Source organism: Pseudomonas sp. GW822-FHT01E03 (assembly GCF_058802985.1).
In genome coordinates, this window is sequence record NZ_JBXAOQ010000016.1 from 25035 (window position 1) to 44809 (window position 19775).

19 protein-coding genes, 1 tRNA gene and 2 pseudogenes are annotated in these 19775 nt (G+C 59.5%); 10 read left to right on the top strand and 12 right to left on the bottom strand.

Annotation, left to right across the window (positions count from 1 at the left end; translation table 11 throughout):
• Positions 1–51: 51 nt before the first annotated feature.
• Complete coding sequence (gene ung / locus AC1RP7_RS25280; RefSeq protein ID WP_493182261.1) at positions 52–744, bottom strand: uracil-DNA glycosylase; 693 nt, start codon at positions 742–744, stop codon at positions 52–54.
• Between the two features lie 132 nt (positions 745–876).
• Here ung and dspII point away from each other — a divergent pair, with 132 nt between their 5' ends.
• Entirely contained in the window at positions 877–1989 is a 1113-nt protein-coding gene (gene dspII / locus AC1RP7_RS25285) for an enoyl-CoA hydratase/isomerase DspII (protein ID WP_154947598.1), read from the top strand.
• A gap of 144 nt (positions 1990–2133) precedes the next feature.
• On the opposite strand, the gene AC1RP7_RS25290 is transcribed toward dspII, so the two are convergent.
• Both AC1RP7_RS25290 and AC1RP7_RS25295 read right to left on the bottom strand, forming a co-directional pair.
• A complete protein-coding gene (locus AC1RP7_RS25290; RefSeq protein WP_079246795.1) occupies positions 2134–2586 on the bottom strand; it encodes a hypothetical protein in 453 nt (150 codons plus the stop codon).
• A 167-nt stretch (positions 2587–2753) separates the two neighbouring features.
• On the bottom strand, positions 2754–3008 hold the full coding sequence (locus tag AC1RP7_RS25295) for a hypothetical protein (RefSeq protein ID WP_079246796.1): 255 nt from the start codon (positions 3006–3008) through the stop codon (positions 2754–2756).
• Positions 3009–3295: 287 nt separating this feature from the next.
• Here AC1RP7_RS25295 and AC1RP7_RS25300 point away from each other — a divergent pair, with 287 nt between their 5' ends.
• From AC1RP7_RS25300 to AC1RP7_RS25335, 8 genes and pseudogenes are all read left to right on the top strand, one after another.
• Positions 3296–4789 (top strand): sensor domain-containing diguanylate cyclase, encoded by a 1494-nt coding sequence (locus tag AC1RP7_RS25300; RefSeq protein ID WP_493182259.1) that lies wholly within the window; start codon positions 3296–3298, stop codon positions 4787–4789.
• Complete coding sequence (locus AC1RP7_RS25305) at positions 4776–4994, top strand: cysteine-rich CWC family protein (protein ID WP_008050697.1); 219 nt, start codon at positions 4776–4778, stop codon at positions 4992–4994. The genes AC1RP7_RS25300 and AC1RP7_RS25305 overlap by 14 nt, the downstream gene beginning before the upstream one ends.
• A gap of 34 nt (positions 4995–5028) precedes the next feature.
• A complete protein-coding gene (locus AC1RP7_RS25310) occupies positions 5029–5721 on the top strand; it encodes a pseudouridine synthase (protein ID WP_493182257.1) in 693 nt (230 codons plus the stop codon).
• 313 nt (positions 5722–6034) lie between these two features.
• Positions 6035–6919, top strand: a complete 885-nt coding sequence (locus AC1RP7_RS25315) for an alpha/beta fold hydrolase (RefSeq protein WP_090453634.1) — start codon at positions 6035–6037, stop codon at positions 6917–6919.
• Between the two features lie 181 nt (positions 6920–7100).
• A tRNA-Gly gene (locus tag AC1RP7_RS25320) sits at positions 7101–7174 on the top strand.
• Between the two features lie 335 nt (positions 7175–7509).
• Positions 7510–9054 carry a Fic family protein gene (locus tag AC1RP7_RS25325; protein WP_493182255.1) on the top strand — a complete coding sequence of 515 codons (1545 nt, stop codon included), beginning with the start codon at positions 7510–7512 and terminating at the stop codon, positions 9052–9054.
• Positions 9055–9516: 462 nt separating this feature from the next.
• Positions 9517–9786, top strand: a complete 270-nt coding sequence (locus AC1RP7_RS25330) for a short-chain dehydrogenase (protein WP_095966257.1) — start codon at positions 9517–9519, stop codon at positions 9784–9786.
• Between the two features lie 77 nt (positions 9787–9863).
• Positions 9864–10118 (top strand): annotated as a pseudogene (locus AC1RP7_RS25335) (type II toxin-antitoxin system HicB family antitoxin); the annotation flags it as partial.
• Between the two features lie 370 nt (positions 10119–10488).
• Here AC1RP7_RS25335 and tam read toward each other — a convergent pair.
• The 6 genes and pseudogenes from tam to AC1RP7_RS25365 form a co-directional block, all read right to left on the bottom strand.
• The gene (gene tam / locus AC1RP7_RS25340; protein WP_057716043.1) at positions 10489–11259 is read right to left on the bottom strand and encodes a trans-aconitate 2-methyltransferase; all 771 of its coding nucleotides are present in this window, start codon (positions 11257–11259) and stop codon (positions 10489–10491) included.
• Positions 11260–11472: 213 nt separating this feature from the next.
• Positions 11473–11976, bottom strand: a complete 504-nt coding sequence (locus AC1RP7_RS25345; RefSeq protein ID WP_057716657.1) for a DUF4142 domain-containing protein — start codon at positions 11974–11976, stop codon at positions 11473–11475.
• 72 nt (positions 11977–12048) lie between these two features.
• Positions 12049–12206, bottom strand: a pseudogene (locus AC1RP7_RS25350) (KGG domain-containing protein).
• Positions 12207–12324: 118 nt separating this feature from the next.
• Complete coding sequence (locus AC1RP7_RS25355) at positions 12325–13671, bottom strand: sensor domain-containing protein (protein WP_493182252.1); 1347 nt, start codon at positions 13669–13671, stop codon at positions 12325–12327.
• 79 nt (positions 13672–13750) lie between these two features.
• The gene (locus AC1RP7_RS25360) at positions 13751–14389 is read right to left on the bottom strand and encodes a LysE family translocator (protein WP_218495096.1); all 639 of its coding nucleotides are present in this window, start codon (positions 14387–14389) and stop codon (positions 13751–13753) included.
• Positions 14390–14476: 87 nt separating this feature from the next.
• Positions 14477–15385: a LysR family transcriptional regulator gene (locus AC1RP7_RS25365; RefSeq protein ID WP_493182250.1), complete on the bottom strand. Its 909-nt coding sequence runs from the start codon at positions 15383–15385 to the stop codon at positions 14477–14479.
• 77 nt (positions 15386–15462) lie between these two features.
• Between AC1RP7_RS25365 and AC1RP7_RS25370 the strand changes: the two genes are divergently transcribed.
• Positions 15463–15951 carry a DMT family transporter gene (locus AC1RP7_RS25370; protein WP_493182248.1) on the top strand — a complete coding sequence of 163 codons (489 nt, stop codon included), beginning with the start codon at positions 15463–15465 and terminating at the stop codon, positions 15949–15951.
• A 118-nt stretch (positions 15952–16069) separates the two neighbouring features.
• Here the strand turns inward: AC1RP7_RS25370 and AC1RP7_RS25375 are convergent, their stop codons facing one another.
• The 3 genes from AC1RP7_RS25375 to AC1RP7_RS25385 all read right to left on the bottom strand — a co-directional run bounded on the left by AC1RP7_RS25375 (position 16070) and on the right by AC1RP7_RS25385 (position 19702).
• A complete protein-coding gene (locus tag AC1RP7_RS25375) occupies positions 16070–17401 on the bottom strand; it encodes an MFS transporter (RefSeq protein WP_154861768.1) in 1332 nt (443 codons plus the stop codon).
• A 184-nt stretch (positions 17402–17585) separates the two neighbouring features.
• A complete protein-coding gene (locus tag AC1RP7_RS25380) occupies positions 17586–18512 on the bottom strand; it encodes a hydroxymethylglutaryl-CoA lyase (RefSeq protein WP_493182246.1) in 927 nt (308 codons plus the stop codon).
• Positions 18509–19702 (bottom strand): CaiB/BaiF CoA transferase family protein, encoded by a 1194-nt coding sequence (locus AC1RP7_RS25385; protein WP_407514080.1) that lies wholly within the window; start codon positions 19700–19702, stop codon positions 18509–18511. The genes AC1RP7_RS25380 and AC1RP7_RS25385 overlap by 4 nt, the downstream gene beginning before the upstream one ends.
• Positions 19703–19775 lie beyond the last annotated feature (73 nt).

The window sequence follows — 19775 nt, forward strand, 5'->3', positions numbered from 1 at the left end:
GATCCTTGTGGGAGCGAGCTTGCTCGCGATGGGGCCCTCTTGCTCAGCCCATCAAACCGGCGGCAACCGCCACTCGATCGGCGTCTCGCCATTCTGCTCCAGAAACTTGTTGGTCCGGCTGAAGTGCCCGCAACCGAGAAAGCCGCGATAGGCCGACAGCGGTGACGGATGCACCGAGGTCAACACCAGATGCTTGGTCGCATCGATCAGCTTCTGCTTGCTCTGGGCATGGGCGCCCCACAGCATGAAGACCAGGTGCGGTTGCTGTTGGCTGACCACTTCAATGATTCGATCCGTGAAAAACTGCCAGCCCTTGTCCTTGTGCGCATTGGCATTGGCGCGCTCGACGGTCATGGTGGTGTTGAGCATCAGCACGCCCTGATCGGCCCAGCTTTGCAAGTAGCCATGGTTGGGAATGTCGATGTTCAGGTCGCGTTTGAGTTCTTTGTAAATGTTCACCAGCGACGGCGGCGCCGGCACGCCCGGTTGCACCGAGAAGCACAAGCCATGGGCCTGGCCCGGGCCGTGATAAGGGTCCTGCCCGAGGATCACTACCTTGACCTTGCCCAGCGGCGTGGAATTGAGCGCGTTGAAAATCATCGGCCCCGGCGGATAGATCTCCTTACCGGCCGCCCGCTCCTGTTGCAGGAAGTTTCGCAACTCTGCCATGTAGGGCTGGTCGAATTCGGCACGCAGTGCCTCCTTCCAGCCCGGTTCGAGTTTGATACGGTCGTCAGCAGTCATGGTTACATCCGGCAAAAACAATGGGGCGAACCCTAGGAAAGCGCATCACGCTTGTCAATTGATCTGACGCAGATCCGGCACTTTCCCACACAGCGATCATACTTAACCCTCAAATTCCCGATCGAGGTCACGATGAATCTGCACTTCGAAGAACTCACCGGCACCGACGGCGCGCGCATCGGCATCGCCAGCCTGGATGCCGAAAAGTCCCTGAACGCCCTGTCCCTGCCGATGATAAACGCCCTGCGCGACCGAATGGGGGCTTGGGCCAAGGACCCGCAGATCGTCTGCGTTCTATTGCGCGGCAATGGTGCCAAGGCCTTTTGCGCTGGCGGCGAAGTGCGCAGTCTGGTGGAGGCCTGTCGCGTCCATCCGGGCGAAGTACCGCCACTGGCCGCGCAGTTCTTTGCGGCGGAATATCGCCTGGACTTCAAACTTCATACCTACCCGAAACCCCTGATCTGCTGGGGCCACGGCTATGTGCTCGGCGGTGGCATGGGACTGTTGCAAGGGGCAGGCATTCGCATCGTCACGCCGAGCAGCCGCTTGGCCATGCCGGAGATCAGCATCGGCCTGTACCCGGACGTTGGCGCCAGTTGGTTTCTGTCGCGCCTGCCCGGCAAGCTCGGGTTGTTCCTGGGCCTGACCGGTGCGCACATGAACGGCCGCGATGCCATCGACCTGGACCTGGCCGATCGTTTCCTGCTCGATGAGCAGCAGCCACAATTGATCGAAGGCCTGTTGCAATTGAACTGGCAGGAACAGACACCCATGCAGCTCAACAGCCTGCTCAAGGCCTTGCAGCAGGAAGCCGTGGCGCAGATGCCCGAAGCCCAGTGGCTGCCGCGCCGCCAGCAGATCGACGAACTGCTGGATGTCAGCGACGTGCGTTGCGCCTGGAAGGCCATCAGCGCCTTGCGCGATCACACCGACCTGTTGCTGAGCCGCGCAGCCAGGACCCTGAGCGAAGGCGCTCCGCTGACCGCTCGTCTGGTGTGGGAGCAGATCATTCGTGCCCGACACCTGTCATTGGCCGAAGTCTTCCAGATGGAATACACCCTGAGCCTCAACTGCTGTCGGCATCCGGAATTCAGCGAAGGCGTACGTGCCCGGCTGATCGACAAGGATCAGAAGCCGCACTGGCACTGGCCGGACATCAACAACGTGCCGGATGCGGTGGTAGAGGCGCATTTTCACAAGGCTTGGGAAGGTCGGCATCCGCTGGCGGATTTGTCCGAATACTGAAAACTGCACACAACACTGTGGGAGCGGCGGTGCGACGATTCGACTTGCTCGCGAAAGCGTCATCTCAGCAACATTGATGTTGACTGACACTCCGCCTTCGCGAGCAAGCTCGCTCCCACATTCAGAGTTGTGTTTTGTACAAAGCTATCGGTGGCCGCCCCGCCCGCTGCGATAGCCTCGACCGTTTCCGCGATAGTCGTTGTTCCAGTTCCCGCGGTTACGGCCGTCCCAGCCATGGTTCTGATGCGTGCGGTAGTCGCCACGCGACGGCTGATAGTAACGAGGGGCCGACTGGTAATGGCGCGATGGTTGATACATCCGCGGCTGCGAGTAATAGCGCGACGGTTGATAGATCCGTGGCTGTGAGTAATAGCGCGGTGTCGGCTGGTAATACCGCGCTGGCGGCACGTAGTACCGGGGCGGCGGTGTGTAGTAACCGCCACCATTGGAGTAGTAGGAACTCCCCCCGGCGTAATAGGTTGGCGATGGCGAGGTATAGACCTCGGAACTGTAGTAACTGCCTCCTTCATCGTAATAAGGCACGCACCCACCAAGGGACAATCCCAACACAGCTAACAGAAGAATTCGACAGAGCATGGCGGCCTCCTGGACCGCGGGTAAGCCACACCAGCGACGCTGGCAGGCGACAGACAAATGTTCGGTGACTGTCGAAAGATCAGACACCGAATTCGGAATCTGGTGCGCCCTCGAAACAAGTGGAAACATCTGGCCGATGAAAGGTTTTTCATTCGTTCGCGCCCTGATTAACGGTGGCCACCTCGATGTCCACCGCCATGATGTCCGTGTCCGCCGCCGTGGCCACGGTAGTAACCATGCCCACCGTAGTAATAGGCGCGATAACCACCGTAATAACGCGGACCGTAGTAACCGTAGTAATAGGGCGAGTAGTAGCCGGGGTAGTAATAAGGTCCCCCGTAGACGTCGGCAGGACCGGCGTAGTAGTAGCAGCCAGACAATCCAAGACCCAGTACTGCACCTAACAATAATCGACGCAACATGGTGGCCTCCGTAAAGACCTGTAACAGCAGTCGGCACGCTCCGACTTACACCTGTTTTGACTGGCATTCCCCTGCCAAGTGCGACGTCACACCCACCGTCTGATCAGCGGCGGACAGGTTCCAATGCGGTGCACACGAGCACCATCAAAGTGCCGCCTCATTCACGCTGGCGGCGGGCGTAACCCTTCGTGGAATGTGGGAACGACCATTCGCGGCACACATAGAGCAGTTATTTCCCCGCAGTGCCATTAGAATGCAACCATCGGATGACTGCCAATGGAACTGCCATGCCGCTTCGCTCTCCGCTGTATTCTCAACGTTTGTTGGTTCTCACGCTGGTCGCGTTGCTGGGCGCAGGTTTCCTCGCCACCTCCTTCCTCAGTTACTACGCCTCCCGGGCCTCGATCCGCGACAACATCGTCAACACCGAACTGCCGCTGACATCGGATACGGTCTACTCGGAAATCCAGAAAGACCTCGTCAGGCCGATCCTGATTTCCTCGATGATGGCCCGCGACACCTTCATGCGCGACTGGGTGGTCAATGGAGAACAGGACTCCGACCAGATGACCCGTTACCTCAACGAGGTCATGACCCACTACGGCGCCTACACCGCGTTCTTCGTCTCCAACACCAGCCTGACCTACTACCACGCCAAGGGTGTGCTCAAGCAGGTCAAGACCACCGAGCCCCGCGATGCCTGGTACTTTCGCGTGAGGGACATGAAGGATCCGTACGAGATCAACGTCGACCCGGATCTCGCCAACAAGGACAACCTGACCTTCTTCATCAACTACAAGGTCTACGACTACAACAGCCGATTCATCGGCGCGGCCGGGGTTGGCCTGACCGTCGACGCCGTGATCAAGCTGATCGACAAGTACCAGCAGCGTTATCAACGCAGTGTGTATTTCGTCGACAACTTCGGGCGCCTGGTGCTCACCGGCGCCGAAGGGGGTCCGCAGGGTGCGCACATCGGGCAGAAACTCAGCGAACTCGACAGCATGAAAGACCTGGTCAGCCGGCTGCCCAAACCCCACAGCGGCAGCTATGAATACTCCGTGCAGGGCCAGGGGCATTTCCTCAACGTGCGGTTTATCCCGGAGCTGAGCTGGTACCTGTTCGTCGACAAACGCGAAGACAGCGCCCTCGGTGAAATCCGCCAGTCGCTGTACCTCAACCTGCTGATCTGCCTGCTGGTCACCTTGATCGTGCTGGCCCTGCTCAACCGGGTGATCAAACGCTATCAGGACAAGATCCAGGCCCAGGCCATCCTCGACAGCCTGACCGAACTGCCCAACCGTCGCGGCTTCGATCTGCTGGCCGCGCAGGCCATGCACGAAGCCCGGCGCGAGCCCAAGCCGCTGACCGCTTTGCTGCTGGACCTGGACCACTTCAAGGCGCTGAACGACACCTACGGCCACCTGGCCGGCGACCAGGTACTGATCGGTTTCGCCCGGGATCTGGAAAGTTGCCTGCGGCACTCCGACATCGTCTGCCGCTGGGGTGGTGAAGAGTTCATCGTGCTGCTCAAGGACACCGACGGTAAGACCGGTCTGATGATTGCCGAGAAAATTCGTCAGCACGTGGAACAACAGCGCTATGCCTACAACAGTCAGGCCTTGCATGTGACCGTCAGCATCGGCCTCACCACCCAGCAGCCCGATGACACCTTGCACAGCCTGCTGTCACGGGCGGATCATGCGATGTATCGGGCCAAGCAAACTGGCCGTAACCGAACCTGCGTGGAAAAACCTCACTCCAGCTATGAACCAGCCTGACCTCTGCCCGGCCTGCGGTGCACCCAACGACTGCACCCTGGCCGATCCGCGAACCGCCGACCGCGCCTGCTGGTGCTACGGCGTCAGCATCGACCCGGCGGTGCTCCAGGCGCTGCCGGCGGAACTGCGCGACGCCTCGTGCCTGTGCCCGCGCTGCGCTGAAGTCGAGGCGCAGTTGCAAGCAGCGTCCGGGTCGATCAAGTAAGATGCGCGCCCCTGTCCTTACCGATCCTTAAGTCATGCGTGTCGACCGTTTCCTCAGCAACCTGCCGTGCTTCAACCGTAAGCAGGTGCGCTTGTTGCTGGTGGAAAAACGCGTCAGGGTTGACGGAAAAGTCGTCAGCGACCCGCACAGCGAAGTCCGCGAATTCAGCCGCGTCGAAGTCGACAACGAGGTGCTGCAGGCCGGTAAACCCCTGCGCCATTTCATGTTGCACAAGCCCGCCGGATGCGTCAGCGCCACCCGGGATCCGCAGCACCCGACCGTGCTCGATTTGATCCATGAACCGGACAAGGACGAACTGCACATCGCCGGACGCCTGGACTTCAACACCACCGGCCTGATGCTGATCACCAACGACGGCAGCTGGTCGCGGCGCCTGACCCAACCGCAGACCAAACTGCCCAAGGTCTATTACGTCGAAACCGAGCAGGACATCGGCCCCGAATACGCGATCAAATTCAACGAAGGGCTGTACTTCGCCTTCGAAGACCTCACCACGCAACCCGCCGGGCTAGAGCTGCTCGGGCCAAAATGCGCACGCCTGAGCATCGTCGAGGGCCGCTATCACCAGGTCAAGCGCATGTTCGGCCACTTCGACAACAAGGTGATGCGCCTGCATCGCGAACGCATGGGGTCACTGGTGCTCGACGACACCTTGAAACCGGGCGAATACCGCCCGCTGACCGACGAAGAGATCGGATCGATCTAAGCGCGCGACCGCTCAGCAGAAAGTTGTCGAACAATTTACCAACGGCACTTGCGCAATGATGTGACCCCTGCTTGAATCAGGACGTCGGCCGAAATGTGACCGACGAGTCACCCCATACTTCTAAGAAACTTTTTGCCGGTAGGAACCCAAGGGTTCCGGCCTCATCCGGCAGACTGCCCGCCAATAACAATACCCGTCGACCGGACTGCAATGGATCGACATGGGCCTCTCAAATTCCAGGCGTATGCCTACCTGTCACAAAGCTCGTGCAATCTCATTTGCGCGCATACCCGCTTGCCAGGAGTCTTATGACATGAGGCCAGAAATCGCTGTGCTGGATATACAGGGTCAGTATCGGGTTTACACGGAGTTCTATCGCGCAGACGCCGCAGAGAAGACCATTATCTTGGTCAACGGCTCGATGGCTACGACTGCGTCGTTTGCACAAACCGTGAAAAACCTCCATCCGCAGTTCAACGTCGTCTGCTACGACCAGCCCTACGCGGGCCGGTCAAAAGCCCACAACCTGCATGAAAAAATGCTCACCAAGGAAATCGAAGGGCAGATCCTGCTGGAGCTGATCGACCACTTCGCCGCCGAGCACGTGCTGTCGTTTTCCTGGGGCGGTGCCGCGACCATGATGGCATTGTCGCAACGGCCACGGCGCATCGAAAAAGCCGTGATCAGCTCGTTCTCCCCTGTGATCAACGCGCACATGCTCGACTACCTCGAGCGCGGCGTCGAACACCTCGGCAACCTGGATCGCGACCGGGTCGGGCACCTGGTGAACGACACCATCGGCAAACACCTGCCGTCGTTGTTCAAGCGCTTCAACTATCGCCACGTCAGCTCCCTGGCCGAACATGAGTACGGGCAGATGCACTTCCACATCAGCGACGTGCTGCACAGCGACCGCCAGTGCTACCTGCACGCGGCGAAGAAAATCGACGTGCCGGTGCTGTTCCTCAACGGCGAATGGGACGAATACACCGCCGCCGACGACGCACGGTTGTTCGCCGGCCACGTGCAACACAGCACGTTCAGCACCATTCAGGCCACCGGTCACTTTCTCGACATGGAGCACAAGGCCGCCTGCCGAGACAGCCGCAACGCACTGATGGGCTTCCTGAAACCAGCGCAACTCGAAAGCCGACCGCGTTACCACAACGTCCAGGAACACCATGCATTGGCAGGCTGAAGTAGCGTCATCGCGAGCAAGCCCCGCCCTGCTGCGTTAAACGTATTCTGCAGGCGCGAGGCTTGCCCGCGATCGACCGTCATGCGGTCCGGGCTTTTTTGTCACTTCTGCGTTAAACCCGCCCCACGTAAAGAAAAACTTCAAATCCGCAGCCGTATCTGGTACAAAGTCAGCGCTCTGAGCGGGTGTCGTATAATGGCATTACTCCAGCTTCCCAAGCTGATAACGAGGGTTCGATTCCCTTCACCCGCTCCAATCGAATTTTGATCTCACGTCAGGGTTGTTTTGACGGGGGATGCAGAGACAGAAAAAACCGGCCTTGATGGCCGGTTTTTTTATGGGCGTAATTTGATGGCGTCGGATTTATGGATAGCTTGGTCGGTCACTTTTCTGTGATCAATCGGTGAGTACATTCTTTCTTTCGCGGCTGTGTCGGCTACTCTGAAAGCTATTAGCGTTTTTCTCCAAAAATACGAATTCAGTATCAAATTTCATCCAGCATTAGTATTTTTCCACCCACGAAATTATCGTTTCGCCATAATACGGAAGTTTCGTTAGCGTTTTTCCTGTCTCCGTAAAGGATTTCGTCAATGCAAGTCGGTTTCCAGACCCTCGCGAACCGTTACAACATCGCATTGGCGCAGCCTCTGCGCGTACAGTCGATGATTGGCACCGTACGTGTCAGCCGTGAAAGCGCTGGAAACGTGGAGAACAGGTATCCGCCACGCTACCGCCCTGCAGACGATTTCGCAGGGCATTTCGAGTTCGGTCTCAAATACGAAGAGATTCATCTCGAGTTCTTTGCTCGCCTGTTTGCGGCCATAGGCCCGCAGCCTGTTGAAGACTGGTGTCGACGGGAGCCTTTTGGCCAGTATGCCCGTCGCACAGGATTCCTCTACGAATGGCTGACAGGGGAACGTCTGGAGGTGCCTGATGTGACCAATGGCGCCTATGTTGATGTACTTTCACCACAAAATTACCTGACTCGTCGTGAGTCGTTGCGAACGCGGCGCTGGCGAATCAATAACAATCTGCCAGGGACACCCGACTTCTGCCCCTTGGTTCGTCGTACCGAGCCAGTGCGGGAGGCCTTGCAATTCGATCTGCGTGCGGCTTTGGATGAGTTGGATCAAGCCTTTGGTTCCGACATCCTGATGCGAACGGCCAGCTGGCTGACGTTCAAGGAATCGCGCGCGAGTTTCCTCATCGAAAAGGAAGCCGACCAGGCCGATCGCATCCAGCGGTTTGCGCATGTCATTGCCCAGCACTGCGGCCATATAGATGCCCCATTGAGCAACGACACCCTTCGATCCCTGCAAGCCGGCATTCTGGGCCACGATGCCATCGGACTAGGCTTGCGGCGCTCCCCTGTCTTCGTGGGACAAGCGACAATGCGCGAAGACATCGTGCATTACATTGCCCCGCACTTTGAAGATCTTGCCCCCCTCCTGGAAGGCCTCAACGAGTTCGAGGTCGCAACGCGTGGTGCCGAGTCAGTGGCGCGCGCCGCGGTGCTTGCATTCGGATTCGTGTACATCCATCCAATGCGTGACGGCAACGGCCGGATCCATCGCTTTCTAATCAATGACACCTTGATCCGGGATAAGGCAGTGCCCGACGGAGTGATTCTGCCCGTGTCAGCCACGATCACCAGCTCTATCGATTTCAGGGCCGGCTACGATCGTACGCTTGAAGTATTCTCACGACCGTTCATGCGCCGTTACGCGGCAGCCTATCGGTTTGGCGAACTCGTGACCTACGAGGACGAAACGCTTAGCAATTTCAACTTCGATGAATACGTAGACGCAAGCTTTGCCTGGCGGTACCCAGACCTGACCGAGCACGTTCTCTACACCGCACGCGTTGTCGAACATACGATTCGTACGGAGATGGCAGATGAGGCCAGAGTACTGGTGATCTTTCAGCGAGCGCAGGAACAACTCAAAGAAGTGATCGAAATGCCGGATCAGGATGCCAATCGCATCATCCGCTCGATCAAGGAAAATGCTTGGAAGGTCTCCGGTAAGCTGAAAAAAGGGTACCCAATACTTGAAGATGAGCGCATGGCGCAACGTGTTGTGGATGCAGTGCGTTCGGCGTTTGAGGATCGATTGATGGGGGCCGGTGAAGAGTGATCTCCGGTAGAACTGGATAGCGTACATCTGCAGCTCAGGAGAAAGCCGGTCCGGGTGACCGGTTTTTTTGTGCGCGGGATCTGGTGATGCGCCTGCCAACGCTAGCGTTAATGCCCTACTTTTAAGGGCCCAGCAGGGGTCAACGTTAGAAAAAGCAACGTCCTACACGACACTGGGAAATGTCCGTAGACTTGCGCATTGCTGTGCCTTTGTCATGAGACCTATAGTCCGACCGCGTCCAAATGGCGTATCGGGTTTGGCGACTCGATGACAAAGCATAGAAACCTCCGAGCAATCTCGGAGCGTTTCTGAACGCACTTGGCTACCTGTTTATGGTGGCTGTGCGTGGGAGACCTTTGGGTCTGCCGGTTTGCCTTGTCCCGGTTCGCCAACCTGCGTACAGCTACCACCTTTTGTTTGGCGACACTGAGTGGTAGTTCACTTCAATTCAAGGAATCACTCATGAATGAATATATGGCTTTAACCAGTAACGCCGACGACCTCCCCTCCCTCTTCGTCAACACCACCCAACCCCTGCATTCCCTGCTCAGCACCGCCAGTTACAGAATTCGAGCCGTCACTCAGCTCCTTGAAAACCTCGCGATGCGTGGCGACCTGACCTCCGACACCGTGGTCCTCAGCGACTTCGCATTGCTCTGCTGCGTGCCATTGCGCGATGGTTGCGATGTGCTGGACGTTATCGCTCGACGCATGGATGCAGAACCATCCTGACAGTCCACCCGGCGCCTTTCGGGGGCGCCCTTTGGGGTTCATAACCTCACCCGCGGTGTTCACGGAGGACCATGAACATGTTTTACCCGATTGCGATTTTCATGGACGACGACGAACATGCGTGGGGTGTTGAAGTCCCGGATGTGCCAGGTTGTTTTAGCGCCGGTGAAGATCTGGAAGATGCAATAGCCATGGTTCAACAAGCCATTGAGGGGTATTTCGAGATGCTCGCCGAGAACGGTGCACCCTTCCCCTCAGCCAGCAGCGTTACCCTGCACACATCTAATCCAAGGTACGCTGGCTGTACGTGGGCACTAGTGGAAATCGACGTGATCGAGTAACTGATTGGAGCCCCTGATATGACTCAAAACAGTGGGTTGGTGTTCAGCGCTGAATGTGACCCTGCCACCTGGACGCTCATATCTTTTGCGTATAGATCACCGCAAGCGAGTAAAGAAGCCGTAGAGCTGCGTTGAGCCCAGCAACAGTTCCCTTATTCTCCCGGCTCATCCTTCGCCTCGAGATCAACATGCACAATTCAGAGTTGGGAATCATGATCATTTCATTGATCGGGTTGTTCGGCTTTGCCTCCTTTGCTTTTGAGTACTTGAGTGCCCGGCGCTCAAAAAAGAACAAGCCACAGTGATTTTTCAAAATCGAAAAAAGGGGCAGATGACGCTCATCAACTGTCCCTGTTTTGCTTCAGCGGGTCGCGACGATAAACAGTCGCGGAAATGGTAACAGCACCGAACCATCGGCCAGGGCCGGATACGCCCGCTCGATAGCAGTCTGATATTGCTTCAGATACTGCGCCCGTTCCGCCTCGTCCAGCGGATCGAGAAACGGCCGCAAGCCACTGCCCTTGAACCACTCCACCACGCCAGACGCACCGCCCGCGAGCGGATGATGGTAAGTGGTGCGCCATACATCGACACGGGTGCAACAGGCTTTGAGTATCGAGTAATAACCGCTGGCATCGGCCATTTCGGTCCTCTGCCCGGCGGCACCTGCCAGTTTGCCGACCCATGGGCCATCAGCGGCGACTTCACGCATCAAACGGTGCGAGTGTTCATTCAGGTTGTCAGGCATCTGGACGGCCAGGCTGCCACCCGGCGCCAGTTTGCTCACCAGCGACGGTAGCAACGTGGCGTGATCAGGCACCCACTGCAACACCGCGTTGGCGAAAATCACATCGAACGGGCCACTGTCATTCCAGGTGTCGATGTCGGCGATGTCGAATTGCACCTGCGGCAAGCGCTTGCGCGCGGCGTCGATCATGTCGCTGGAACTGTCCAGCCCACGCACCGTGGCATCGGCAAAGCGCTCCACCAGCAACTCGGTGGAGTTGCCGGGCCCACAACCGATATCGATGGCCAAGCGCACGTCCCCGGCGGGGACAGCCGCCAGCAGGTCACGGGCGGGACGGGTGCGTTCATCTTCAAAAGCGACGTACTGTTTGGCGGACCAACTCATTGCGTTCTCCTGTCGGTACGTTGTCCTCGGGACGCTACGATACCGCGGCGAGCACCGCTAAAGGTTTCAGAAAATAACCTTTTCGATCACGTCGAGTGTTTGACCTCAATGGCCTGAATCCAACGCATAACCCCAAGCCGCATCTGGATCCGTGCTGAACAGAAAAACGGCGCGTGACTGAAGCCCCGCGCCGTTTGTGTTCAAACCTTCAGGTCAACGGCTGGCTTGCAACGCCTTGGCCATTTCCAGGTGATTTTGCAATTTAGGCAGGGTTTCTTCGGCGAACGCCTTTATTTGCGGCACGTCGGTGGTCTGCGCCTCCTGCTGCAGCTGTTCGATGGCTTCCTGCGTGGTCTTCACCTGACTGGCGGTATAGGCCTCGTCGTAGGTCGCCCCATCCATGACTTGTGGCATCAGGGCTTTGGCCTTTTCGACAATTTCTTCCCGGGGGGCGACCGGTATATCCAGTTGTTTGGCGATTTTAGCCAGGTGCTGGTTCGCCGTGGTGCGGTCGTTGATGACGATAATGGTGTAGTCCTTGACCTCTTTGGACTCGGCTTTCTGGTGCGCCAGGCGACTAGCTTCAATATCGGCAATACCTTTTGCCGAGGCCTCGTCGATGAACTCGGCAGTCGACTGGGCAAAGACGCCACTGGCAAACAGGCCCAGTAACGCGGCAAGACTGGTATTACATAATCGGGTGGCCATCCGGTTCATGGTCGCGCCCTCCTCTTCAAATTCAAACGGGAGCTTTCGCCCCCGCTTCTCAATCAAAACCACCATCATCCATTACTTGGATTTCTGTCCGGGCTTGCGGCCCATGTCGGGTTTCGCAGGCTCTTGTCGACAGTCGTCGTGGTGGTTTTCCCACCCTTGCGACCGGCTTCAGAGGCCTTCGTTCGATCATTGGCGAAGTTCCCCGAGTTCGAGTTTCTTGAATTAGGCATGATTCTCTTCCTCTTGGTGGTAGTCGCGGCGAGCTGTAGCCCGCATAGAATCTGAATTTGCGCGCCCCAAAAGGTTTAGAAAATTACGTGGATGCCACGACGAACGGTGCGCGGTTTTTCAGACCAGTCGCAGGTGATGCTCGCGTTTGGCGCAGTACATCGCCTCGTCGGCATGCCGGAACAATTGCTTCTCTTCGGTGCCGTGATCGGGGTATCGGGCGACGCCGATGCTGGGCTGGATACTCAGGCTGTGCCCGTCCAGGCGCAGGGGCTGACCCAGGACCTGACGGACTTTCTCGACCACAAGGTCGGTATCGTCCGCCGCGTGAATGCTGTGCAGCAACACCACGAATTCATCGCCGCCGATGCGGGCCACGGTGTCGATTTCCCGCACGCAGCCCTTGAGCCTGTTGGCCACCGCTTGCAACAGCATGTCGCCGACCGCGTGCCCATGGGTGTCGTTGACTTGCTTGAAGCGGTCAAGGTCGACGTACAGCAGCGCCATGCGCCCGCCGCCCTCCCGGGCCACTTGCAGTGACGCCTTGAGCCGTTCGCGCAGCAGCTCGCGGTTGGGTAACTGGGTCAGTTGGTCGTACTGGGCCATGTGTTGCAGGCGGGCGTGCAATTGCTTGCGCTCGATGGCAGTGGCCACCTGGGCGCAGACGTATTGCAGCAGCTCCTTGTCTTGCTCGGTGTAGCGTTCGCCGCCCGGAATGCTTTTGACGATCAGCGCGCCGATGGTGCCGTTTTGCGAACTCAGCGGCACACCCAGCCAACAGGGTGCGTTCTGTTCGGTCTGCAGCATTTCGAAGCCGGCAAGAGGTGGGCACTGGCCCGGAGTCAACAGGATCGGCTGCCCCGTGCAGATCACCTCGACACACAGGCGCCCGGTCATGGTTCCGGGCTGTTCGGGCTGTGGCTCGTGGTCATCGACGTGATAGGGGAAGTTCAGCTGTGCGCAGTGCTGGTCGTACAGCGCCACGGAAAAACTCAATGCCGGCAGCCATTCGCCGATGATCATGTGGATGCGCTTGAACAACGCCAGCAGATCCTCTGTCGCATGGGCCGCTTCGGAAATCGCATACAACGCTGCCTGCCGGGACTCGGCCTGCTTACGCTCGGTGATGTCACGAGCAACGGCGATGCGCAGTTGATCGTCCTCGGACCAGCGTGCCGACCAGAGGATGTGCACCACACTGCCATCCTTGCGCAGGTAGCGGTTTTCGAAGTTGAGCTTGGGCTCACCGCCCATGATTTCCCGGGCCGCGTCGAGGGTGCGCTGGCGATCGCCCGGGTGCACCATGTCGATCATCGCCTCCCCGATCATCTCATCGGCGCTGTAGCCAAAAATGCGCTCGCATGCCGCGCTGACAAAGACGAAGCGGCCCTGCTTATCCACCGCACAGACGGCGTCCAGCAACAGATCGATATAACTCGCCAGCGGCGCGGAATTCCGGTTTTCCATGGTTCAGCGTGGGTGCCCCGATAATGCAGCGCTCTTCAATCATCCCTGCCCCGTCAGCCTTGCATCCCTGTGATTACATTCAAGCCTTTTCCGGCATCAGCCCCGGCAACGCATGGACCAGCGCATTGATGGCGAAACCGATGAACATTACCCCGCACAACCGGGTGATTGCCAGTTCATGACGCTGGTACAAGGTGCGCACACGCCGTGCACCGACGATGCCGATGAGAATAGCGTAGGCGAGCAACCCGCCGACGAAACTCAGGGCGATCAGCGCCGGCAGCATTGACCAGTTGAGCAGTTCCGCGCGACTCGACAGCAATGCCGTGAACGTCGCCACCGCCACCGGATAGGCCTTGGGATTGGTCAGGCCAAACAGGATGCCGTGCCAGAACGGCTGCCGCGCCGGGCCCTGCGGCGCATCACCGCTGCTACGCCGGGCGCGCACCGCACGCCAGCCGAGCCAGAACAGGTACAGGCCGCTGAGCACACCGAGCACGTCGAACGCGGTACTGCCGATCTCCCGCGCACCGACAATCGCAATCAGCGCCGTGCTGCACCAGAGCACATCGCCGAGCAAATGCCCGCACAGAAACCCCGCCCCGGCCCGTCGCCCATGGGCCGCGCCAATGCCGAACACCGCCAGCACACCCGGCCCCGGGGTGATGCCGTAGATAAAACCCGAGGCAAGCACGGCCATTAGCAACGATGGGGTCATGGGGAGTCCTTTTGAACGGCTTGGTGAATGGTGGCCAGTCTATATCAGGACCTCAACTGCCGACTGCCTGATCGCGACAGAAATCAGTCAACGGTGGGTCCCTTGGACGATCCGCTCATTCAACCAGTTCAACGCCTGATCCCCACCCCGCCGTTTATGCCACGCCAACACAAAGGTGAACGACGGAATGTGAAACGGCGGTGGCACGACAACCAATGAAGACTGATCGATATCGCGCAAGCCGCGCGACGCGACGGTGAGGATCAGGTCGGTGCCGCTGATGAGCTCCGGGGCCACGCTCCAGTGTGGCAGGCTGATAGCCACACGACGACGTTCGCGCAATGCAGTCAATGCACGTTCGATTTCCGGGGTGCCGCTGCCGCGCATTTCCAGCAGGACGTGAGGCCGAGCCAGGTAAGTGGGCAGGTCGAGGCCACCATCGGCGGGCAGGCTGTTGCGGTCCACCAGGCAGGCATAGTGCTCTTCGAACAGGGGCGTGCTGCGCAACTCATGGGGCATTTCCGGGAATACACCGGCGGCGACATCAATGTCACCGTTGAGCACCCCTTCGAGCATGCTTTCGCGGCTTCCATGGCTGATTTGCAGGTCGATGCCCGGCGCTTCGCGGCGCAACGTTCGGATCAGTCCCGGCAAGACAATGGCGGCGCCGTAGTCGGACATCGCCAGACGGAAGGTGCGCTGGGTGGTCGCAGGATCGAAGGCGTTCGGCGCCAGCAGCGCTTGCACCTGGGCCAGGGTTGCGGCCAGCGGTACCACGAGTTCCAGCGCTCGCGGAGTCGGCACAAGACCGGCACCGGCGCGCACCAGCAGCGGATCGCCGAGCAGGTCACGCAAGCGCGCCAGCGCATGGCTGACCGCTGGCTGGCTCAAGTGCAGACGCTCGGCCGCCCGGGTCACGTGTTGCTCGCTGAGCAAGGCGTCGAGGATCACCAGCAAGTTGAGGTCGATACGGCGAAGATTATTCATCTGCTGCATGTTCTGGATAACAAAACGGAATTTAAATCTGCGCGACGAATACCCTAGAGTCCAGCAAAACCTGTTGGAGATCGATCATGAGTACGTTGCATTGGGCCGGTCTGATTGGACTGGCGATGATCGCCGGGGCGGTGGTGCCGTTTCAGAGCGCGATCAACGTCAATCTCGGGCGCGGATTGGGCCATCCGCTGTGGGCGACACTCGCCTCGTTGCTGGTGAGCGTCGTGGTGCTGATGCCGATCATCGTTGCGATGCGCTTGCCGTTGCCATCACTGGCATTCATCAGCAAGGCGCCGCTCTGGATGTGGGCCGGTGGCGCTTTTGGGGTGATATTCATTTCCCTGGCATTGGTGCTGCTGCCCAAGCTGGGTGCCGCGGGGTTCATGGCATTGGCGCTGGCGGGGCAGGTGGTGGGGTCGTTGTTGCTGGATCACTTCGGCTGGTTTGGGTTGGTGGAGCGGCAGATCAACCTGCCCAAGCTGGTGGGAGTGATGTTGTTGATGGCCGGGGTGGTGTTGATCCAGTTTTTTGATGCGCCGGCCAAAGGGTTGGTGACGGCGGGTTGATGGGATAACCGACGATGCGAAGGTGTTCTCCTGGCCGCCTTCGCGAGCAAGCCCGCTCCCACAGGGAGGTACGCGGTTCCTGTGGGAGCGGGCTTGCTCGCGAAAGCGGTCTATGGCATCAGGCCTTGTCGAGTGTGCGCAACTTCTGCGGCAACCCCCACAACAACAGCGCCACGGCGATCAGCGCACACACACCAATGACATACAACGCCGGCGTGGTGCTGCCGGTCAGATCCTTGATTCGGCCGACCATCACCGGGCTGACGATGCCGCCGAACTGGCCCAGGGTGTTGATCACCGCAATCCCGCCGGCCGCGCCCGCGCCGGCACCGGCCAGCAGTTTCGGCGGCAGGGTCCAGAAGCTCGGGATGGAGGCGATGATCCCGGCACCGAGCAGGCCCAACGCGACAATCAGGAAGGTCGTGTGACTGGCGAAGATCCCCGCACAGAAGAACCCGACCGCACCGACCGCCACCAGACCGGCGACAAACTTGCGCCGCTCGCCAGTAGCATCGGACAGCCGTCCGATCACCACCATGCTGATGGCGCCGCAGATGTACGGGATGGCCGTCAGCAAGCCGATCATCACCGGACTCTCGGTACCTGCGCTGCGGATCAGTTGCGGCGCCCAGAAATTCAAGCCGTAGGACGCCACCTGAATCAGGAAATAGATCAGCCCCAAAGTCAGGAAGCCCGGAATCCGCAGCGCGGCGAGCAGCGAACCACCGCTCTTGTGCGGCTCATGCTGAGCGATACGGCTGGCCAGCAAAGTCTTCTCCGAAGGCGTCAGCCAATGGGCGTCTTCGATGCGGTCCTTGAGCAGGGTCAGCACCAGCAAACCGAGGCCGATACACGGCACGCCACCGAGCAGGAACAACCAGTGCCAGCCACGCATTTGCAGCACACCGTCAAGGTGTTGCAGCACAAGGCCGGAGAACGGCGCGCCCACCAGGCCGGCGAACGCCGACGCCAGGAACAGCATCGAGGTGATGCGCCCGCGATAGTGCTGCGGGAACCACAGGGTCAGGTAATACAGCACGCCCGGAGCGAAACCCGCCTCCATCGCGCCGATCACGAAGCGCAGCACGTAGAACTGCCATTCGCTGTTGACGAACACCATGGCCGCCGTGGCCAGGCCCCAGGACATCATGATCCGGGCGATCCAGCGCCGGGCGCCGACCTTGTACAGCATCATGTTGCTGGGCACTTCGAAAATCACATAACCGACCACGAACAACCCGGCGCCGAGGCCGTAAGCGGTGTCGCTCAGGCTCAGGTCGGCCTGCAGCTGAAACTTGGCGAAGCTGATGTTGATGCGGTCGAAAAAGGCGAACAGGTAACAGACCATGATCAGCGGCATCAGGCGCCAGGCGACTTTGCTGACCAGGGCTTTTTCTTCGTCGTGGCTAACGGCCGGGCTTGCGCCGGCCTCCAGTGCATTAAGGCTCATTGCGTTTCTCCAGGCGGACTTCCCGTGGGTGTCCGATTGTTTTTGTTGTCTGGTAAATGTTCGATTTCACTGTAGGAGCGAGCTCGCTCGCGATGAACCTGAGATCGCCGAGGGGTATCTGGCATCCAGCGTTATCGTTGACGTCCATCGCGAGCATGCTCGCTCCTACAGGAGGGCAGTTTGCTCAGGAGGGCACGGGGTGCAGGTCACAATTGCGCCCAGCCTTGGCCAGTTGACCGGGCACTTCATGGCCGAGCAGCGCCGGCAGTCCCCGGGACAGTTTCAACAGCAGCGGCAGATCGATGCCGGTATGAATGCCGACTTCATCGCACAGGTTCACCAGATCCTCGGTGCAGATGTTTCCCGATGCCCCCGGTGCGAACGGGCAGCCGCCGAGGCCACCGAGGGCTGCGTCGAAGCGCCGGGCACCGGCCTCGTAAGAGGCCAGCACGTTGCACAGGCCAAGACCGCGAGTGTTGTGAAAATGCAGGGTCAGGTCTGATGGGAAAACCCTTTGCAGCACCCGGCGCACCAGCCGGTCGACCTGTCGCGGGTTGGCCATGCCCGTGGTATCGGCCAGGGTGATGCCCTGGATGCCGAGTTCCTGATAGGCGTCGACGATTTGCAGTACCCGGTCCTCATCGATCTTGCCTTCAAACGGGCAGCCGAAGGTGGTGGCGATGCTGGCGTTGAGTCGCACCGGGCTGTCGCCGACGAACTGCACAATCTCGCCGAACGCCGCCAATGAATCCTCACAACGCATGCGCATGTTCGCCAGGTTGTGGGTCTGGCTCGCGGACATCACCAGGTTCAGCTCATCGACACTGCACGCCAATGCCCGTTGCGCGCCTTTGAGGTTGGGGATCAGCGCGACATAGATCACCCCCGGTTGCCGGCTAATGCCCTTGAACACCAGTTCACCATCGCGCAGCGCAGGAATCGCCTTGGGCGACACGAACGAACCGGCTTCGATGCGGCTGAACCCGGCCAGCGACAGTTGATCGATCAGAGCGATCTTGTCGTGGGTTTCAACCCAGGTCGGCTCGATTTGCAAACCGTCGCGCGGGGACACTTCCTGCACGATCAGGCTGTTGGAATAATCGGTGATCATTGCACCACTCCTTCGACTTTCAGGCGTTCGATGTCTGTTGCAGTCAGGCCCAATTGCGCGAGGATGTCGTCGGTGTGCTGGCCCAGCCCGGGGCCGGACCAGTTCACGCCGCCGGGCGTCTCGGAGAGTTTCGGCACGATGCCTGGCATCTTCACCGTGGCGCCACCGGGCAACTCGGCATTGAGCAGCATGTCCCGCGCCTGATAGTGCGGATCGGCGACGATGTCGGCCACCGAGTAGATGCGTCCGGCCGGGACTTCGGCGGCTTCCAGCGCGGCCAGCACTTCGTCGATGGGCAGGCTGCTGGTCCAGTGGGTGATGGCGGCGTCGAGCAGGTTGCTCTTGGCTGCACGCCCGTCGTTGTGGGCGAACTCCGGGGCCTCGGCCAGATCGGCGCGGCCGATGGTTTGCATCAGGCGTTTGTAGATCGGATCGCTGTTGCCGGCGATCACCACGTAGGCACCGTCGGCCGTCAGGTAGGTGTTGGACGGCGCGATGCCCGGCAAGGCACCGCCGCTGCGTTCGCGCACATGGCCAAGCATGTCGTATTCCGGCACCAGGCTTTCCATGACGTTAAACACGCTTTCGGCCAGGGACACATCAACGATTTGCCCGCCGCCCTGCCCGGTCTTGACCCTTAGCAGCGACATCAGCGCACCGATCACCGCATGCAGCGAAGCCAGGGAATCGCCAAGGCTCACGCCGACCCGCGCCGGCGGAGAACCAGGCGTGCCGGTGGTGTAGCGAATCCCGCCCATGGCTTCGCCTATGGCACCGAAACCCGGACGATCGCGATACGGGCCGGTCTGGCCGTATCCGGAAATCCGCACCAGCGTCAGGTTGGGGTTGAGTGCGTGCAACACGTCCCAACCCAGGCCGAGTTTCTCCAGGGCGCCGGGGCGCAGGTTTTCGATCAGTACATCGGCGCTGGTCGCCAGTTGCTTGACCAGTTCGATGCCTTCAGGGGATTTGAGGTTCAGCGCCAGGGACTTCTTGTTGCGCGATTGCAGGTACCACCACAGCGAGGTGCCTTCGTGCAGCTTGCGCCATTTGCGCAGGGGATCGCCCTGGCCCATGGCTTCGATCTTGATCACTTCGGCGCCGAACTCGGCCAGCATGCGCGCCGCAAACGGCGCGGCGATCAGCGTGCCGATCTCGATCACTTTGATCGCACTCAAAGGGGCAGTCATCGCGGGGTACCTCTTGTTCTTGGAATATGTGCCAAGGCTAGAGGACAGGTAGCTCGGGAATCCAACCTTCAGT

Bases quoted from the DNA above. Each gene is read 5' to 3' on its own strand.
- AC1RP7_RS25295 (WP_079246796.1), bottom strand. From the start codon at position 3,008: ATGTTGCGTCGATTATTGTTAGGTGCAGTACTGGGTCTTGGATTGTCT.
- AC1RP7_RS25375 (WP_154861768.1), bottom strand. From the start codon at position 17,401: ATGAGCCTTAATGCACTGGAGGCCGGCGCAAGCCCGGCCGTTAGCCAC.
- AC1RP7_RS25385 (WP_407514080.1), bottom strand. From the start codon at position 19,702: ATGACTGCCCCTTTGAGTGCGATCAAAGTGATCGAGATCGGCACGCTG.
- AC1RP7_RS25365 (WP_493182250.1), bottom strand. From the start codon at position 15,385: ATGCAGCAGATGAATAATCTTCGCCGTATCGACCTCAACTTGCTGGTG.
- AC1RP7_RS25305 (WP_008050697.1), top strand. From the start codon at position 4,776: ATGAACCAGCCTGACCTCTGCCCGGCCTGCGGTGCACCCAACGACTGC.
- AC1RP7_RS25360 (WP_218495096.1), bottom strand. From the start codon at position 14,389: ATGACCCCATCGTTGCTAATGGCCGTGCTTGCCTCGGGTTTTATCTAC.
- dspII (WP_154947598.1), top strand. From the start codon at position 877: ATGAATCTGCACTTCGAAGAACTCACCGGCACCGACGGCGCGCGCATC.
- AC1RP7_RS25310 (WP_493182257.1), top strand. From the start codon at position 5,029: ATGCGTGTCGACCGTTTCCTCAGCAACCTGCCGTGCTTCAACCGTAAG.
- AC1RP7_RS25325 (WP_493182255.1), top strand. From the start codon at position 7,510: ATGCAAGTCGGTTTCCAGACCCTCGCGAACCGTTACAACATCGCATTG.
- AC1RP7_RS25300 (WP_493182259.1), top strand. From the start codon at position 3,296: ATGCCGCTTCGCTCTCCGCTGTATTCTCAACGTTTGTTGGTTCTCACG.
- AC1RP7_RS25355 (WP_493182252.1), bottom strand. From the start codon at position 13,671: ATGGAAAACCGGAATTCCGCGCCGCTGGCGAGTTATATCGATCTGTTG.
- ung (WP_493182261.1), bottom strand. From the start codon at position 744: ATGACTGCTGACGACCGTATCAAACTCGAACCGGGCTGGAAGGAGGCA.
- AC1RP7_RS25380 (WP_493182246.1), bottom strand. From the start codon at position 18,512: ATGATCACCGATTATTCCAACAGCCTGATCGTGCAGGAAGTGTCCCCG.
- AC1RP7_RS25345 (WP_057716657.1), bottom strand. From the start codon at position 11,976: ATGAACCGGATGGCCACCCGATTATGTAATACCAGTCTTGCCGCGTTA.
- tam (WP_057716043.1), bottom strand. From the start codon at position 11,259: ATGAGTTGGTCCGCCAAACAGTACGTCGCTTTTGAAGATGAACGCACC.
- AC1RP7_RS25290 (WP_079246795.1), bottom strand. From the start codon at position 2,586: ATGCTCTGTCGAATTCTTCTGTTAGCTGTGTTGGGATTGTCCCTTGGT.
- AC1RP7_RS25315 (WP_090453634.1), top strand. From the start codon at position 6,035: ATGAGGCCAGAAATCGCTGTGCTGGATATACAGGGTCAGTATCGGGTT.
- AC1RP7_RS25370 (WP_493182248.1), top strand. From the start codon at position 15,463: ATGAGTACGTTGCATTGGGCCGGTCTGATTGGACTGGCGATGATCGCC.
- AC1RP7_RS25330 (WP_095966257.1), top strand. From the start codon at position 9,517: ATGAATGAATATATGGCTTTAACCAGTAACGCCGACGACCTCCCCTCC.